14 protein-coding genes and 1 riboswitch are annotated in these 18,274 nt (G+C 37.0%); of the genes, 11 read left to right on the top strand and 3 right to left on the bottom strand.

Annotation, left to right across the window (positions count from 1 at the left end):
- Positions 1 to 357 precede the first annotated feature (357 nt).
- Positions 358 to 1,962 carry a M20/M25/M40 family metallo-hydrolase gene (locus I5818_RS19250; protein ID WP_078110026.1) on the bottom strand — a complete coding sequence of 535 codons (1,605 nt, stop codon included), beginning with the start codon at positions 1,960 to 1,962 and terminating at the stop codon, positions 358 to 360.
- 404 nt (positions 1,963 to 2,366) lie between these two features.
- A riboswitch (cyclic di-GMP riboswitch) is annotated at positions 2,367 to 2,453 on the top strand.
- 123 nt (positions 2,454 to 2,576) lie between these two features.
- Between I5818_RS19250 and I5818_RS19245 the strand changes: the two genes are divergently transcribed.
- The 8 genes from I5818_RS19245 to I5818_RS19210 all read left to right on the top strand — a co-directional run bounded on the left by I5818_RS19245 (position 2,577) and on the right by I5818_RS19210 (position 12,567).
- Positions 2,577 to 2,966 carry a hypothetical protein gene (locus tag I5818_RS19245; RefSeq protein WP_244975352.1) on the top strand — a complete coding sequence of 130 codons (390 nt, stop codon included), beginning with the start codon at positions 2,577 to 2,579 and terminating at the stop codon, positions 2,964 to 2,966.
- 44 nt (positions 2,967 to 3,010) lie between these two features.
- Positions 3,011 to 3,721, top strand: a complete 711-nt coding sequence (locus I5818_RS19240) for a hypothetical protein (protein WP_078110028.1) — start codon at positions 3,011 to 3,013, stop codon at positions 3,719 to 3,721.
- Positions 3,722 to 3,798: 77 nt separating this feature from the next.
- On the top strand, positions 3,799 to 4,989 hold the full coding sequence (locus I5818_RS19235; protein WP_078110029.1) for a methyl-accepting chemotaxis protein: 1,191 nt from the start codon (positions 3,799 to 3,801) through the stop codon (positions 4,987 to 4,989).
- Between the two features lie 333 nt (positions 4,990 to 5,322).
- The gene (locus I5818_RS19230; RefSeq protein WP_078110030.1) at positions 5,323 to 6,972 is read left to right on the top strand and encodes a pyridoxal phosphate-dependent decarboxylase family protein; all 1,650 of its coding nucleotides are present in this window, start codon (positions 5,323 to 5,325) and stop codon (positions 6,970 to 6,972) included.
- A gap of 301 nt (positions 6,973 to 7,273) precedes the next feature.
- Positions 7,274 to 8,443 carry a DUF4317 family protein gene (locus tag I5818_RS19225; RefSeq protein ID WP_058003321.1) on the top strand — a complete coding sequence of 390 codons (1,170 nt, stop codon included), beginning with the start codon at positions 7,274 to 7,276 and terminating at the stop codon, positions 8,441 to 8,443.
- A gap of 209 nt (positions 8,444 to 8,652) precedes the next feature.
- On the top strand, positions 8,653 to 9,150 hold the full coding sequence (locus I5818_RS19220) for an LURP-one-related/scramblase family protein (protein ID WP_078110031.1): 498 nt from the start codon (positions 8,653 to 8,655) through the stop codon (positions 9,148 to 9,150).
- A gap of 376 nt (positions 9,151 to 9,526) precedes the next feature.
- A complete protein-coding gene (locus tag I5818_RS19215; RefSeq protein ID WP_071976780.1) occupies positions 9,527 to 10,603 on the top strand; it encodes a mechanosensitive ion channel family protein in 1,077 nt (358 codons plus the stop codon).
- Between the two features lie 290 nt (positions 10,604 to 10,893).
- A complete protein-coding gene (locus tag I5818_RS19210) occupies positions 10,894 to 12,567 on the top strand; it encodes a ribonuclease J (protein WP_078110032.1) in 1,674 nt (557 codons plus the stop codon).
- Positions 12,568 to 13,338: 771 nt separating this feature from the next.
- Here I5818_RS19210 and I5818_RS19205 read toward each other — a convergent pair.
- Entirely contained in the window at positions 13,339 to 14,196 is an 858-nt protein-coding gene (locus I5818_RS19205; protein ID WP_235849626.1) for a nuclease-related domain-containing protein, read from the bottom strand.
- 263 nt (positions 14,197 to 14,459) lie between these two features.
- Positions 14,460 to 14,633, bottom strand: coding sequence for a hypothetical protein (locus tag I5818_RS19200; RefSeq protein ID WP_158022225.1), 174 nt, complete (start codon positions 14,631 to 14,633; stop codon positions 14,460 to 14,462).
- 208 nt (positions 14,634 to 14,841) lie between these two features.
- On the opposite strand from I5818_RS19200, the gene I5818_RS19195 reads away from it, so the two are divergent.
- From I5818_RS19195 to I5818_RS19185, 3 genes are all read left to right on the top strand, one after another.
- A complete protein-coding gene (locus I5818_RS19195; protein ID WP_078110082.1) occupies positions 14,842 to 15,342 on the top strand; it encodes an RNA polymerase sigma factor in 501 nt (166 codons plus the stop codon).
- Positions 15,343 to 15,369: 27 nt separating this feature from the next.
- Positions 15,370 to 16,257 carry a stage II sporulation protein P gene (spoIIP, locus tag I5818_RS19190; protein ID WP_169846902.1) on the top strand — a complete coding sequence of 296 codons (888 nt, stop codon included), beginning with the start codon at positions 15,370 to 15,372 and terminating at the stop codon, positions 16,255 to 16,257.
- 135 nt (positions 16,258 to 16,392) lie between these two features.
- A complete protein-coding gene (locus I5818_RS19185) occupies positions 16,393 to 17,394 on the top strand; it encodes a PD-(D/E)XK nuclease family protein (RefSeq protein ID WP_169846903.1) in 1,002 nt (333 codons plus the stop codon).
- The last annotated feature ends 880 nt before the right edge of the window (positions 17,395 to 18,274 follow it).

Genomic DNA, 18,274 nt, shown 5'->3' with positions numbered 1-18,274 from the left:
GTTTGAAACACATTATAAGAGAATAGTAGAGAAAATGTGTTTCAAGTATAGTGTTTGAAACACATAAAGTGAGAATATCGGAGAAAATGTGTTTCAAGTATAGTGTTTGAAACACATAAAGCGAAAATATTAGAGAAAATGTGTCTCAAGTATAGCGATTGAAACACATAAAGCGAAAATATTGAAGAAAATGTGTTTCAGGTATAGTGATTGAAATGAAAAAATACAAAAAATTCCAGAAATCCTTTTCTAGGAACTTTACAAATTCTAAAACATTTAATTTGAAAAAGTTTAAATGCTCACAAACCAAAACCAAGGCCCGTGAGCATTTTTTATTCAAGATAATCCATCCAAATCCTATCTACCAAGCAACCCTAAAATCAACTTTTCAACCAACACAGGAGTCCGCACAAACGCACTTTCCTTATGCAATCTCTCTGAAAGTTGATGTGCATCCTTACCAAAAGCACCCACATTAAGCACCGGCGCTCTAAGCTTTTTCATGTCCTCAAAGGGAATAAAGTATCCATCTCCCCAAATCGGTGTGTTTTTCTCGTAACTTGTCCATCCATCGTTTTTGTCACTATAGTTGACATAGCTTAAATCGCATATTCCATTAAAATAGTTAACTGGCTTTAATGGAATATTCATTTGCTGGGTCAAATCTGACAACAATTGAACGGCTTTTTGAATCAATGGGTCGTCTGATGAATTAACCGCTGGGTAATACGGTGGCGTGAATAAGAGTATGACCGCTGGTGCTAATTCCTGACAATTGTGCATGAGTTGATCGGCAACGAAGAAGGATTGATCCCGTTCATCTAACTCATCCATTTGTAAAGCTTTCGAATGGATGGCATAAACAAATGCATCACCAAACTTATCGCGGGCATAGGATTCAAGCTGTTCAAAACGCAATACACGCACATCACCAATTCCTTTGATGTTTTCTTGCTTACAAAGGGCACGGTAGTTTTCATTGCAGCGAGAGACCGCATCTTTGGCTACCTGCTCAAACCGATTCATGATGTCCTTTGCTGAGCGCTGCATCATAAAGACATTATAGAGTGCTTGGGCACGGGCCGGGGTTTGCGTCGAGTATGTTAGTTTTAAATCTTTTTGTTGTAGTGAAACAGGCAGTGGTGTTTTTTCTCCTAGATGCTCTTCCTGGAATAGGGGATTCCATTCCATTTGTTGATTGAAATAAGCGGCAATATAGTTGGCAGTCATGCCTTTTAATGGTTCACCGACATGTGTTTCCTTGCCATAAAATAAGGCGGATGGCATGATTTTGCCGATGGTTCCTGTATAAATATAGTAGTTCTCATCCTCTGGATTTTGGGAAAAGGAGGATTCACTATTTAAGAATAACTGATAGACAAGACCGTGTTCTTCACTTAGATTCACCAATTTTTTTACTGCGGCGCGCATACCTGATGAATTGACTTCTTCGTCTGGAACTGTAACGAGCAATAAATTAATCGGCCACTCCTCGGCAATGGCTTTTTCGATCAGTCCCATATGAATGGCTAGACCAATTTTCATATCCATCGTTCCGCGCCCAAATACATACTCACCTGATTCTAAATCCTTCACGGCATTTTTGGATAAGCGATTCTTATGCTGCTTGAGTGCTTCCGTCAATTGAAGTGGCTTCCGACAAATCGGCTGTAGCTGCCCATATTCTTCCGTTTCAACGGTATCAAAATGACTAATAAGAACCACCGTATCTGAAGCATGTTCATTTTTATAAAGGGCAGTTAAAAAAGAGCGTCCTTTATCAACCGGATCTAATGTTAGATAATCAGGGTGTTCCATGAAATATGGCAGGTGACTCATCTTTTCATGCAATTTTATCGAGAAGCGTTTTTCACCTTCTGAGAAGGTTTCACTTTCCCAACCGACAAGTTCATAAAGCAAGCTCTCTAAATCTTTTGGTGAGTTCCATAATAATTTGCTCATGGGAATCTCCTTTCTGCTAGATTACTAGTTAAAATCGTAAGGCGGCAGCTTACCCGCCATCTTGTTTATAGAATTTAATCATTCGTAATATAAAAACCATTCTGAATATAGTTATCTTACCAAGAACTTGTAAATAAATAAATATGCTTGAAGATCCCTTTATTCACGCTTGCTATCAAAACTTCAAGCTATCAAACCACCATAATCAAAAGGGGCGGAAGCATTTGAAGGTAGTTCAAACAGCTAAGCACTAATCCTCCTCTTCTAGGTGAAAAGTAGCGATACCTAATTACTAGACTAACCATATATAAATCAATTAAAATAGTCTAATTCGACAAAAAATTACAAAAAATTCATATTGTAATAGTTCTATGTTATCATGAGTTTAGTACTACTTTTTAAAAAATTGCAAAAGGCAAACTTATCGAAAGGTAAGGACGCAAAGCTACGAGTCTAAAATCCTTAGGGATAATGATCGTCGGGTTGCCGAGAATAATGATAACAAGCGATTATTCGATGATCAGGCTATCCTTATCTATATTTGGGATAGCTTTTTTTATTGCACTCCTACGCAAATAACGTGCAAATGGTAACAAATGAAAAGAGCAAATTATATGGAGAAAGGAGATTTAAAGATGATCGTTGTTGATAAAAAGAAATATAAAATGGCCATTAATGAGGTCGCGAAAGAGGTTCATGTACAGGTACATGGATTAATGAGAGAAGAAGATGCAGAAGGTTATATGATAGATTTACAGGATACGATTAATAAAGTATCAAAACATGAATATACGTTTGTTGTCGACGGGACTCACCAAACACCTGTCCCTTCAAAGGTTGTACCACAGTTGGAGCAAACAATGCAATTTTATTCTAACTTAGGCTTTAAGGATATCCTTGTAGTAAAGCCTGCCTCTAAAATTGCTCAAGTGCAAATTAGGAATGTACTTGAAAGAATTAATTTCACAGGTACATTTATCGATAAAGTACAGCATTCTATGTAATGTTAGCCATCATTAAATTTATAAGCTGAAAGGAAGATCAACCAGTGCAAACAGCTCAAGAATTGTATACATATGAAATTATCACGAAGGAACAAACCGATTTAATTCAGAAAGCAGCTGAGTGTCTAGCTCGTACATTTATTGGAGTGGATGTTTCGGGAAAATGGGTTCAGGAACCGATGGTGGGTCAATTAAATATAGAGTATGAAGATTTCTATCAGTTTACCAAGGATTATTTAGACTCTACAGTAGAGCAGGGATATTGTGCAGTCGCGTGTGATGCTCATAATAATGTTGTAGGTGTGCTTGCTGGAGATACCAATGCACCAGAGATTATCGGAGAAGATATATTTGAAGGTTCTTTTTATGATATGAATGTTATTCTACGTGTGCTTGAGGATGTGGACAAACGTTTCATGGATGATTATCAAAAAAGAAACGGAAAAGAAATTGAAGATGGAGAGCTATTACACCTATTTATGTTAGGAGTGATAGCAGAGCATGACCGTCACGATATTATTCAGCAATTAGGAGATAAATTGATAACAAAGGCATCATCACAAGGGTTAAAGGCTGTTTTAGGGGAAGCGACAAATCCGAAGTCGATGCGTGTAATGGAAAAATATCATAATATGAAAAAATATCAAGATATAGAAGGAAATTATATTGTACATAGATATCAGGATAATAGGAAGTTGAATGGCATTCCTGCAAGTGTAGCCGATGGAACATATATCGTTATCAGGGAGCTATAAAATATTAAATCCAGCATAGATGAACTTGTGTTGGGATTTGAATAAAAAATAATAGGAGTTAGGGGCATTTATATATCATGGAAGCTATTATGCTAGGTATAATTGTTATCTTATTGGGGGTATCGGTGTATTTTGCTTACCGATATTTTTCACTAAAACATAGTCCTCATTTTAATAAAGAAATAATAAATGTAATGAAAGAAATATCAGCAGGCAAAGTGGATGAAAAAACTTCTGATCATGCTGCGTATAATCCATTAATTGAGTATTTTAGCGGTGTAAGGGAAAAGTTTTTTTCTTTTTCCAAAAATGTACATGAAAAAGGGGAAAACCTCGCAGTAACTGGTGAATATGCTTCAGAGAAAGCGGATATTGTTAGAGCGGCAATTGATGAGGTAGGAAGAGGATTACAGAAGCAATTAGTAGCTACAGAAGAAAGTGCTGCATCTATGGAAGAAATGGCACAGGCTATCGAAGATTTATCCGTGAGATCCAATCAAATTTCTGAACAATCGAGTACTACCTTAGAATTGACACAAGAGGGGAACGAGAAGCTAAAGGATTCCTTAGAAAAAATGGAGCACTTTAATCAAACGATCAATACAACATTTAATGCAATAAATAAGCTTGGAGAAAAATCTCAAGAAATCGGCACGATTGTAAAAGTGATTACTGGGATTTCAGAACAAATTAATTTATTGGCATTGAATGCGGCGATAGAAGCTGCACGAGCGGGTGAACATGGTAAAGGATTTGCTGTTGTTGCTGATGAAGTTCGAAAATTGGCCGAACAGTCACGCCAGTCTTCTTCGGAAGTTTCAAATATCGTGAAGAATATACAAGAAGAAACAGAAATAGTTGTTCATTCCATGCAGCAAGGAACAGAAGAATTTAAAGATACAAATACGACCATTGTAGAGGTTGGAAACATGTTCGAAAAGATTGTATCTACGACAAAGATCATTGCTGAAAATAATGAAAATTCTTCTGCTAGTTCGGAGGAATTATCCTCTGCAACACAACAGATTATGGAAACAATCGTGGAGATAGCTTCAATCTCAAGGGAATCTGTTGAAATGTTTGAGGAACTCATAGAAATTAGTGATGATGAACTCCATACAATGCAAAAACTTGTTCAGGAAGCAAAAAATCTTATCGGGTTAAAAAATGATGTAAATAAATTATTATTTACAATGGGGCATGGTGCTGAAACTGAAGAAGCGAAAGTGGTTCAAAATGCTGATTATAAGGTTAATAAGGCAGTTTAAACCTATTAATCTTGCTGGCTGATAAGTATAAGAGTGCTTCTCATAGGTTTAACTGACTTGTGGGAAGCTTTTTTTATACAGAGCAAAAACAGAAAAAGTACATTAGAAAAAATTTTTGTCTTAAACTAGGGAAATAAAATGGAAAAATAAATCAGAAGGTTTGTAGTTCGATTGTAGGTAATGTATTCTTTTTCAACTGTTATTTTCTCTTAATATATGTAGGTCCAATTTGCCATCATCCTCATTCTTATGGATGCAGCAGGACGATCTGATTGGATTCTAGTTTTCTTTAAATAAAACGACTGCTAGTAAAAACATCAGGGAGGTAAAGCAATGAAAGAAATACAAAAATTGTTTCCTAGTATGGACGGAAATGACTTTCAAAGAGAGGAATTATTGTCCTATTTTAAGACCATTTTAACGAAAATAGATGCATTAAAGGATCCAAACAAACTAACGCTAGGAGAAATGCCCGAGTACTCAGAGGATTATTATAATCGTGTCATTCGACAGGCTAGTGTTCCGGAAACGGGTGTATCGATGGAGGAAGTGATTCAGAAGCTTCTAAAATTGGTAGAAGGACACCGGTATGTCAATCGAAATTATGTGGCAAATGCAGCGCCACTTCCGAATATTGCCAGTATCATTGGGAACTTAGTCATGGTTCTAGTCAATGGAAACAATCTTTGGGATGTGGAAGGACAAGCAGCAGCTACAGCAGAAATCGAAGTAACAAGTATGCTATCCAAACTTATCGGATACGATGAAAGCCTTAGTGCAGGATATACAACATGGGGTGGGCAAGGAGCTGTCTTTAATTCTTTACGTCTTGCGATTGCCCGTTTCGCGCCATTCTCTAATCAAAAGGGTGTACCGCAAAATCTCTATTGCTTCTGTTCAGAGCTATCACACTACAGTCTGTATAAATCAGTAGAGGCAACTGGGATTGGTGTGGAAAACATGATTCGTGTAAAAGTGAATGAGAATCATTCTATGAATCTAGAAGATTTAAAAGAAAAAATGGAGCATGTTATTGCAAAAGGCGGCGTTCCTCTTTATGTCCTTGCCACAATGGGCACAACTGATACATTTGGCATTGATGACATGGAGGGAATTAAGCGGATAGCGGATGAAGTGGAACGCACATATGACATCAATCCAATCTATATCCATGCAGACTCAGCTATGGGCGGCATGTATACTTTCTTTAATCATTACGACTTTGAAAATAATCCTTTGCGATTTGAAAACGACGTGAATGAGGTATTGAAATCCTACCAACAGAGGTTTAAACATATCAACCTTGCAGATAGTATGGTCTTTGATTTCCACAAGCTTGGACAAACACCCTATATTACGAGTTTATTTTTAGTCAAAAACAGAGAGAATCTGAAGTATGTTGATTTAGATGCAGCGGAAACGCCGTATGTTGGAAATCGTGGTTATGGTAGTTATCATACAGGCTACACACTCGAATGCTCGCGAATGGGTAGTGCTTTAGCAATTTATGCTTCTTTATTGGCTTTTGGAATCGAAGGGTATCAAGAACTTTTAGCCAATTACATACGTGTCAATATTACTTTTAGAAAGACGTTATTAAAAGAAATTTCGAATGTAGTGATCACGAATGAGATTTCTCCGATCACAACATTCCGTTTTTATCCTGAAGAGACAAAATGGAATGATGAATTGAACGGACGTTTAACAATAGAAGAAATATCGGAAATCAATCAATTTAATGACGAGTTTGCAGAGGTCATTGGTGCCGAACGAGATACCGTCTTCTTTGGAAATACTAAAAAGCAGCGCATCGTAAAAGCAGCAAACTCAAGCAAGCGAATCTCTCTCTATGCGCATAAATTTTTTGCGATCTCGCCATACACCACAATAGAAGAGGTGGACCGTTATGTTGGATTTCTAAAAGAGCACCTAGAACTTTTTCTGAAGACGAGAAATAGTGAGAATTTCATGATAAGAGCCTAAAGATATTAACGTTACATCATGAAAAAACTGGTATCCTAAATAAAATGCTCACAATCATTTATAAGGCAAGGTTTGTGAGCATTTTATATTTATTGAATTTTATCCTATTAACAAGCCCTTCCAAAATTGCCCCTTATCGTGGTGAAAAGTTTGAAAAACACTGAAAAATTTTATCATCTATATTCGCCCCTTGAAAACTGCTCTTTCAAGGGGATCCACGCTTGCTATTAAAACTGAAAAAATATCAAGTATTACTATTTTCTCGTCTGACCAGTATAATCAGGGATGGGAGATGAGATTAATGAATAAAAAAGACATCGCAAGTATCCGAAATCAATTTAAATTAAATAGTAGATATATCAATATTCGAGAAATATTTAATGTATATGTAAAGAAAGAAACAGGAGAGATTTATCATCAGGTTTGCCAGCCGTTTGAAATGCTAGAGCAGGAAGAACAAGAGCTGTTTTTAACCAACTTTAAGAAGGTTTTGACTGGTGGACTTGACTCCAAGCTGTTTGAACTGAAATTTCGCCGAGATGAGGAAGAGAGCACACAAATGACTCTTTTCAATGGATTGCATGCTACATCTACGGATGAATGGAACGAAAAAATGCTCCAAATCGTAGAGAAAATGTTTGCCCATGCAAAGTATGAATTTGATACGGTAGTAACGTTTATCCGCGGTGAGTATCAAAAGGCAACAAGGAAGCGAAATATGGAATCGGAAGAAGGCGGAGATGACGAGGTATATTCCAGTCAGTTTGTCCTTTGCAGTCTCAATAAAACCGATCAGCCGAAAAAAGCGTTGCTTTTTGATTATATTGAAAAAGAATTTAAAGCCAATAATGCCGTGGATCCGATTATTAATTTAGCAGCTCCATTAGCTGGTTTTCTATTTCCTGCCTTTAATGATAATTCAGCTGATGTGAATCATATTCTTTATAATGGTGGAAAAGCGAATCAACCGAGTGAAATTTTTATCGTGGATGTCCTCCAATGTGAAGAGATCATTACAGCGGTAGAAGAAAAGGACAGCTTCGACCAAATTTTAAAGATAGTAGTAGGAGACGAAGTGGATTCCAAGGTCATTTCGAATGTCTATGAGGAAATTGATAAGATCGTACAGGAAAGTCAAGAAAATGAAGAAAATGAAGAAAGTGAACCTCCTAAACTGGATTCCAAGGGCATCGAGCGAATTTTAGAGGCTAGTGGCGTTGAAAATGTAAGCTCAGACAAAGTCGAGCATGCCTTCAAAAGTGTTGTATTTGATGAAAAACACGAAATCAAAGCAAGCAGCGTCATTCCGAAATCGATTAAAATCGAAACGAAGATTGCCAACGTAACCATTAACCCGAAAGACCTCAAAAATCTTAAGTATATCACTTACAATGGAAAGAAATGCTTAGTATTAGAAGTTGATGAAGAAGTCGTTGTCGAAGGATTTCGATTGGAATCTGGAGAGCTTTAGTGGGGACGGTTCTTCTGCTTCCTTAACTTTTTTTAATAGGAAACTGTTAATAATATTTGATAGGGTAAGACCTGCCACGATCACCGGGTTCCAATCGAAGTCGAACTTAGTGATAGATGAATTGATTTTATATTTAAAATGTAAATATGTAGGGTAGAACAATAATATACTTATAGTATAGTAATATGCTATATCAAAGGGGGCATATTATGAAGCAGCTCTATATAAAGCAAAAGGTATTCAGTTTAAGTGGGAAATTTACAGTAAAGGATGAGCAGGAAAAGGACGTTTATTACGTGGAGGGAAGTTTTATGAAAGTTCCTAAAACGTTCTCCATTTTCAATACAACAAAAGATGAAATTGCGCTCATTACGAAAAAGGTGTTTAGCTTCTTGCCAAAGTTTTTTGTTGAGGTCAATGGTCAAGAGGTGTTAACGATTAAGAAGGAGTTTTCTTTCCTTAAAGCACGCTATACGATTGATTCTACAGGCATTGAAGTACTTGGTAATTGGTGGGATATGAATTTCCAGGTTTTACAGCATGGTGAACTGGTCGGTAAAGTGAGCAAGGAATGGTTTACTTGGGGCGATAGCTACAAAGTGCAAATATTGAATGATGAGAAGGAAGCCATCATGATTGCCCTCGTTGTCGCAATTGATTGTGTGAAGGCTGATGATAATGCCGCTTCCTCGGTAATTACGCCTTAATGTAGGGCGGAATGATATGAAATGCTGACAGGTTTTCATTAGAAACTCATAATTAAAATTACTTCAGAAAAGCAGGGAAATGATGAACGGATTCCCTGCTTTTTATTATCTGTTTCCTGTGTAGCCTATTAAACTCATCGTGCCTTAAAAGGCTATTTTCACAAAATTTTCAACAGAGGAATAGAACGATTTTTCATGGCCGTCCTTCAAAGTGTTGTTTCATTAAGGGTATTTTGAATTATTAAACATTAGGATGTCGATAAAAAGATGGACTTTATACCCATCCTTCTTTTTTATTTATTTGCTAGAATATACTTCATGGAGTTTTACTTTAATCAACTAAAGTGAAATTAGATAAAATAATGAAGGTGAAAACATGGATACTCGCACATTAGAAAATTGGATTTTTTCCTTTAATTATAAGAGCTTAATCATTATTGCAGCAGTTGTAATTGGAATGTTACTATTGCGATGGATTATTCTTACGATTCTCAAAAAGCTGCCCAAACATCATGCTGTATTGAGAAGTATAGTAAATTGGTTTACCTTTTATGGAACATTGGTATTTTTGCTCCTTTACTTTTCAAAAGCAAAATGGATGTTTGCCGTGATATTTAAATTCGGTAAAGTGGATGTAACGCTATTCTTAATTATTGTGGCCGTTTTAATTATTACTTTGGCTAGTCGACTTTCAAAAATTTCTACAAATGTTTTATTGCCGGGGATATATAATCGATACCATTTAGATAAAGGTACGAGATATACGTTTGACCGAGTTGTGCATTATTCCATTATGATTATTGCTATTATTGTCAGCTTAACGACAGTAGGGATAAATCTAAGTGCATTAACTGTGTTTGCAGGCATGATCAGTGTTGGAATTGGGTTTGGACTTCAAAACATTACCTCCAACTTTATCTCTGGAGTTATTATCTTGTTTGAACGACCTATAAAAGTCGGGGATCGCGTTCTTATCGATAACATTATAGGAGACGTTGAAAAAATTAATATGCGGGCGACAGTTATTAAAACAGGGACCAATGAACATATTATTGTTCCGAATTCATACTTTTTAGGAGAAAAGGTGGTTAATCGTTCGTTTAGTGATCCCCAAATTCGACTAACCATACCGTTTAATGTTGCATACGGAACAGATGTAGAAAAATTAAGAGATATGCTCATGGAGATTGCAAGAGAGGAAAGCTTAGTGTCACCGGCAGTTTTAATGGATCCGGAACCATCTGTGAGTTTTGTAGGCTTTGGAGATTTCTGTCTGAATTTCGAATTATCGATAATGATATCTGATTATAATCAGCTTGGGACAATAAAAAGTAATATAAACTTTAGAATAAATAAGCTGTTTATGGAAAGGAAAATAGAATTTCCATACCCGCAACAGAATTTGCATATAAAAAGTATCGATAGAGAGATAGAGAACAATTACATTTTTTAATAAAAAATACTATTAAAGACTTGTGGATTTTTGAATCATTGAAATTGGTGAGGCAAAAGTCAAAGAAAGCATCAAAACAATAAAATTGCCGAATGATGGATCTTATGAGCCCACCTCGTAATAGTATAAAAAAATGAAAAAGTATGCCCCTTGGTAAAATTTAATCGCCTAACGGGACATACTTTTTCTTATGAGAAAAAGGAAGCGGGAGAACCGTCCCCATGTTTCACTGATAAATGGAAAAACAAAGGACATACTAAGATTATCTTTTTTAGTGGGAGGATATTAAGATGAGTACAAATGAGAATATCTTATCTATCTTCGCCTTAGGTGGCTTGAATGAAATCGGAAAAAACATGTATGCAATTGAATATGCAGACGATATTGTAATTATCGATTGTGGCAACAAGTTTCCCGATGAGAGTTTATTAGGAATTGATTTGATTATTCCTGATCTGTCTTACTTAATCGAAAATAAAGATAGGGTAAAGGCTTTACTTGTCACACATGGTCATGAAGATCATATCGGAGGAATTCCGTTCTTCCTGAAAAAATTAAATGTACCTGTTTATGCAACACGCTTCACGCTAGGATTAATTGAACTCAAATTAAAAGAACATAAAATTTTAAGAGAAAGCAAACTGGTAGAAATCAACGCAAGCTCGAAATTGGAATTCGGAAATATAAGTGTGGAATTTTTTAAAGTGACTCATAGTATTCCTGATTGCTTAGGCATCATCTTTCACACACCAGAGGGGAATATTGTACATACCGGTGACTTTAAGTTTGATTTAACACCTGAGAAAAGTGATGAGCGTTCAGATATTCATAGGATGGCTGAAATCGGTAATGAGGGAGTATTGCTTTTATTGTCCGAGAGTACAAATGCTGAACGTCCCGGCTTAACTCCATCTGAACAAATGGTATCGGATCATGTGGAGGCAGCTTTCATAAAAGCGGAACGGAAGATTATTATTTCTACATTTGCTTCCAATGTTAGTCGTGTTCAACAGGTTATAAATGCCGCCTATAAAACCAATCGAAAACTTGCGTTGCTCGGAAGAAGTATGGTGAATGTAGTAGATATTGCGATGAAACGAGGGTACTTAACCGTTCCGGATGGAATGTTAATCGACCAAAATGAAATAAATGAACTGCCTCCTGAAAAGGTCGCTATTTTATGCACGGGAAGCCAAGGGGAACCATTGGCTGCACTTGCCCGTTTGTCGACGGGGAATTTTCGCGGTGTCGAAGTGTTGCCAAAAGATACGGTGATTCTTGCTGCCGGCCCAATCCCTGGGAATGAAAAAGGGATAACAAGTATTGTAGATAATTTTTATGCAATAGGAGCTAGGGTGATTTATGGATCAGGAAGTACATCTGGTATGCATGTTTCCGGTCATGGATATCAAGAAGATTTAAAATTAATGCTGACATTAATGAAACCAAAATATTTTATCCCGATTCATGGTGAACTTAGAATGCTGCACCATCACCGTTTATTAGCTGAATCCGTTGGTGTCGAACAGGGAAACACATTTATCATTAATAATGGCGATGTTGTTGATATTGAAAATGGTGTACCGCGCCAAACCCGCCAAATACCCGTTGGCAACACATATGTTGACGGTGGAGATGTTGGGAATGTAGGAGATTTTGTACTGCGAGACCGTAAGCAGTTTGCAGAGGACGGCATGCTCATCGTCGTTTTAACGATAAGCAAAGCAGACGGAAAACTGCTTTCCGAACCAGAAACAATTTCTCGTGGATTTATGGACGGTGGTTTCTCAGAACTCCGAAAAAAAGTGAATCAACTTACTACCAAAACGGTGAATGAGCTACAAGCAGAAAACCGCAACGAACGAAAAGTAATGAAAAGAGAGCTGAAAAAATCCATTCAGCAACATATATTCAACCAATTGAAGAAAAAACCAATGGTTGTTCCAATTATTATTGAAATATAAGGGGATAGTTACCGGAGGTGGAGCCACGGTGGGATTCGGGTAACTAAAGAGTTGGAAAGGTTACCGAGGGAGGAACCGTGACGAGGTTCGGGTAACCAAAGGTTTAGAATGGTTACCGAGTGAGGAATCGTGACGAGATCCGGGTAACTAAAACCCTAGAAAGGTTACCGAGGAAGGCACTGTGACGAGATCTGGGTAACTAAAGCTCCGTAAAGGTTACCGAGGTAGTCTCTGTGACGAGATCTGGGTAACTAAAGCTCCGGAAAGGTTACCGAGGTAGTCACTGTGACGAGATCCGGGTAACCAAAGCCGAGGAATAGTTACCGAGAACGGCTCCTCGCCGAGATTCAGGTAACTAAAGCTCTAGAAAGGTTACCGAGAGAAGATCCATAACGATATTCGGGTAACCAAAGCCGAGGAATAGTTACCGAGAACGGCTCCTCGCCGAGATTCAGGTAACTAAAGCTCTAGAAAGGTTACCGAGAGAAGATCCATAACGATATTCGGGTAGCCAAAGCCGAGGAATAGTTACCGAGAAGGGCTCCGCGCCGAGATTCAGGTAACTAAAGCTCTAGAAAGGTTACCGAGAGAAGATCCATGACGATATTCGGGTAACCAAAGCCGGGGAATAGTTACCGAGAAGGGCTCCGCGCCGAGATCCGGGTAACCAAAGCCCAGGAAAGGTTACCCAAATAGGATCCCCAGCTCCACCCCGGTAATCATTGCTCCTGAATAGTTCCCTCTAAAAAAACAAAAAGGGTAACAAAACTCTTATTGAGTGTTTTTGTTTTTTCTAACATAATGGGCGGACCTACCGTAACCTTGGAGAGTATAGTTTTCAAAAAGGATCCTGCGAATCATTTTTTTGGAGTGGATGATTTCACACCATTCGTGAATGCCAGTAGTGGTAATTTTACGATCGGGAAAAAGCAATTGGAATTCGTCAATGCTACGTAAGATTGCCGTTTCAGTGTCCTCTTTTATTCCACATTTTTCACAAGCTAACGATTGAAGGCTTAGTGCTTTCATTAAAGACGCGCACTTAACGCAAGTTATGCCCTTTTTCAACTGTTCAAATGTGTATTCGGGAATATAATGAAAGGTAGTTTCTTCTATATGATGGGATAGGAGCTTTTTTGCAATGTTTACATGTCCATCTGTTATTTTCAATGATGTTGCCTTAAGATCATCAATAAAATGTTTAAGCTGTGGGTGGAAAATAATAGGTGCTTTCATAGGAGCTTGATATAGAAAGAAATGGGGATTAACAAAAACGAGATATGCTTTGATTGGAAGTTGAAAACCGAGAGATTGCAAAAGTCGCCGAAGCAGAGATTCACTTCTTTTTAATTGGAGAAGTGGATTTTTAATTTCCTTACCCGATAGTAAGTACCAATTATCGTCTTTAAAATAATGATCTCTCTCATTGTTTTTTATTTCAAATAAATAAATTTCCTCTTTTGCTATGACTAGTGAGTCGATTTGAAAAGTAGTATTTTGATATTCAAAAAGTAAATCTGGAATGATGAGGAGGCAATCAGAAGAATTCCCTATCACCGCATCAAATTTTTTCTCTCCATCAAACCCTTTTTCAAGATAATGATAATTATTCTTGTCCTTTGCTGACAAAGAAGTTCTCGAGTTTAACAGTTTTAACATCTTTAATTCAGTCGGTTCTTTACGGATTTTAATGATAAATCCCTCCATTCTAATAGTTATTTATTACGATTTTATGAAATATTTCCTTTACTGGCAATAGAAAAATGAACATTTTGATTTTTTACTACATAAGAACTTTTAGGATTTTAAGTATAAATGGACGCTTTTTCACCATAGGAAAGCGTCCATTGTTTTTAAATATGTAAAATATATTAACATTGATTGGGTACTATTCAATCATTATCAAGGTCACGGTCAAGAAATGAACTCTTTTTATGTTCCTTTATCCCTAATTTCTCCTTTATTTCAGCTAATTCTCTGACAATAATTTGAGTATTTAACCAGGCTGCAATGGAAGCAAAAACAGCCACAATAATAGCAATAATAAATATAGTATTCATGATCAAATTTCAGTCACCTCACTTACTATCTTTGTCTACCAATCTTACCATGGGTTCCCACTTAAAATCCTCTCACTTTGTTAAAATTCATAAAGGTAATTCAGTCGTCTACAAAGAAGAACTAGTTTGATAAAACTTTTAAAAATATCTTGTAACTTTTCCATTATCTCAAACGATTAATAGATGAAAACACAGAAATTGAGGGGGGAACGATTTGTTTGAACATGAAAATGTAGAGGAACAGATTGAAAAGATCTATAATCTCCATTATTTGGATGTGTATCGATTTCTTATCTGTTTTTCAGGAAACCAGAATGATGCAGAGGATGTAACACAGGAAGTGTTTATTCGTGTCCTTAACAATTTATCGAACAAGGCCCGAATTACCAACTTAAAAACATGGATATTTTCAATTGCCAAGTATGTTGCGATTGACCATTATCGAAAAAAAAGATTTTCTTCTCTCTTTACCGATGGATTTTTTAAACAAATCGCCTCAACCGAAAAGGACCCCAATCAAGTAATTGAACAAAATGAAACGAAACAGCTTGTTCACACAGCCATATCAAAATTAAAACCAACCTATCGAGCAATAGTCATACTAAGAGGAATAAACGAATGTTCAATAAAAGAGACAGCTGAAATTCTGCAATGTAGTGAGTCGAAGGTAAAAGTCGATTACCACCGTGCATTGAAGGAAATGAGGAAAAATTAAACATGGATGCAGAGGAGGTTATGGGCAATGCAAACTGATAAAGATTTATTCGAACTAATAAAAGAAACGTATCCACTTAATCCTAGAGAGGAATTTGTTTCAGCTACTTCCAAAAAACTCAGACAAAGCGCAAGAAAGCTAAATAATAAACGCAGGATAAAACTATTTTCATATGTTTCAAGTAGTATTGCGATATGTGCCATTGCTCTTACATGTTTCTTTATTTATGGAGGTAAAGATACCGAGCAAGAGGGAATATTCTCCTCTATAGCTATGAAAAAAGACCCTATAATTTATATCTATCAAACACATAATTTTGAATCCTTTTTCACTAAATCGAATATGAATGATCCGGCAGAAGCATTACACGAAACGGATAATATCACATTAGTAGGTGAAAAATTAAGCCAGTCCTTAATAAAGAAGGGGATTCCAACGATCCATGATAAAACAAATATTATGGGAATTCTCAAAGAAAAAGGCTTATCCTTTAATGACGCGTACACCATCTCAAGAGAGCCATTAAAATCTACCTTGGAAAAAAATAAAAGCTTGAAAATGGTTTTTGATATACACAGAGATTCACGAAAACGAAACGAAACGACGATTGAAATAAACGGAAAAGATTATTCAAGAACAGTGTTCGTTGTATCCCGCTCAAGTGCTAATTATGAGGAGAACTTAAAGTTTGCTGAACTTCTCGATGAAAAAATTAAGGGAAAATTTCCTGGTTTATCAAGAGGAGTAATTGTAAAAGACAATCCAACAAGCCGGGATACGTATAACCAGGACCTCTTTGGAAACTCCGTATTACTAGAAATAGGAGGGGTGGAAAACACATTGCAGGAGGAATATAGAACAGTGGATATTCTCGTTGAAGTAATTGAAGAGATTCTTAAGGAAAAAGAAATATAATTAACTCTTAAACCTGAATAGTGCTACTAGTATTCAGGTTTTTTCTCTATGAAGAGCTTTTTAAATTATTTCTCATTTGTTATGATTAACAAGGAATATTTTGTAAATAGAGAAAATTCGAGAGAAGTGAACAAATTGAACAGACCAAATTTATTTAACTATGCAACGAGCGAGCTTTCACAGGATGCATTTTTGTGCTGGCTGTTGGAATGGGCTAATCCACAGTATAAAGCTATGGATGAAAATTTGCATTTGACTGCGTTACAATTTATTACTGAAATTTTTACAAAGCATGGGATGCAGATGGTGGAAATTGGTCGTATCGAAATCATTAGACAGCAATCTAAGATTGATGTGTTAGCTGTAATTAATCATGAAATTTATATTTTAATAGAAGATAAAACATATACAAAAGAACATTCCGATCAACTAAATCGTTATCGAAAGACATTATATGATGAAGGAAAAGATAAACAGCTACCTATTTATTATAAAATAGGAAACCAAGGAAATTATGAAATGGTAAAAAAAGCGGGATTCGAATTATTCGGAAGAAAAGAAATGCTAACTATATTGGAAACCGGGATTCAAGGTGGGACGAGTAATCCGATATTGGTCGATTATTATGAGCACCTTAAAAATATTGATGCTCAGCATGAAAGTTATCAAAAACAACCGCTAGCTACATGGGGATTTTTATCATGGCATGGCTTTTACTCCAAATTACAAGAAGAAGGGATTCATGGTCATTGGGATTACGTTGCAAATCCACGGGGTGGCTTTAATGGATTTTGGTGGCATTGGAAGAATGCTGATTCATGCAGAGTTTATTTACAGCTTGAAAATGAAAAACTATGCTGCAAAATTCAAGTCAAAGATAAAAGTAAGCGCTCAGAACTAAGATCCTTCTGGTCTAAAATCATTTTAGAGCATTGCAATAAATTGGTGCTTTCTTTTATTAAACCAGAACGCTTCGGTAATGGAGAATTCATGACGGTTGCTATTTTAGATGAATACAGAACAACCGATAAGAATGGAATGATTGATTTACAGCAAACATTGGCAACCTTAAAGAAAGCTGAAACAATGTTGGATGACATCGTCAGTCATTCGTCCATGTTGGTGGTAAATAAATAGAATTTCAAAAATTAAGAGCTGTCACCATGACAGCTCTTTTCCTTAATAATTTGTCACAGAATGCCCTTGAGAACGAAATCGGGGTAATCAAAGCCGAAAAATGGTTACCAAGAGAGGCCCTAATTCGTAATCCGGGTAACTAAAGTCGTGTAATAGTTACCGAGAGAAGCCCCAAGTCATGATCCGGGAAACCAAAGCCCAGTAAAGGTAACCGAGAGAGGCCCAAATCGTGATTCGGATAACCAAAGCCGTGTAAAGGTAACCGAGAGAGGCCCCAAGTCATAATCTGGGTAACCAAGCCCAGTAAAGGTAACCGAGAAAGGCCCCAAGTCGCGATTCAGGTAACCAAAACCCTATAAAGGTTACCGAAGAGGAAGCCCCGACGAGAGTAGGGTAACCAAGGCCTAGTAAAGGTAACCGAAAGAGGCCCCAAGTCATAATCTGGGTAACCAAAGCCCAGTAAAGGTAACCGAAAGAGACTCCACGCCGCGATCCAGGTAACCAAAGCCCAGTAAAGGTAACCGAGAAAGGCCCCAAGTCGGGATTCAGGTAACCAAAACCCTATAAAGGTTACCGAAGAGGAAGCCCCGACGAGAGTAGGGTAACCAAAGCCTAGTAAAGGTAACCGAAAGAGACTCCACGCCGCGATCCAGGTAACCAAAACCCAGTAAAGGTTACCGAAAGAGACTCCATGCCGCGATCCAGGTAACCAAAACCGTGTAATAGTTACCGAGAGAGGCCCCAATTCACGATCCGGGTAACCAAAGCCGTGTAAAGGTAACCGAGAGAGGCCCCAAGTCATAATCTGGGTAACCAAAGCCTAGTAAAGGTTACCGAAAGAGACTCCACGCCGCGATCCAGGTAACTAAAACCTAGTAAA

This window comes from Heyndrickxia oleronia (genome assembly GCF_017809215.1).
Taxonomy (GTDB): Bacteria; Bacillota; Bacilli; order Bacillales; family Bacillaceae_C; genus Heyndrickxia; species Heyndrickxia oleronia.
This window is presented reverse-complemented; position numbering and strand designations above follow the sequence as displayed.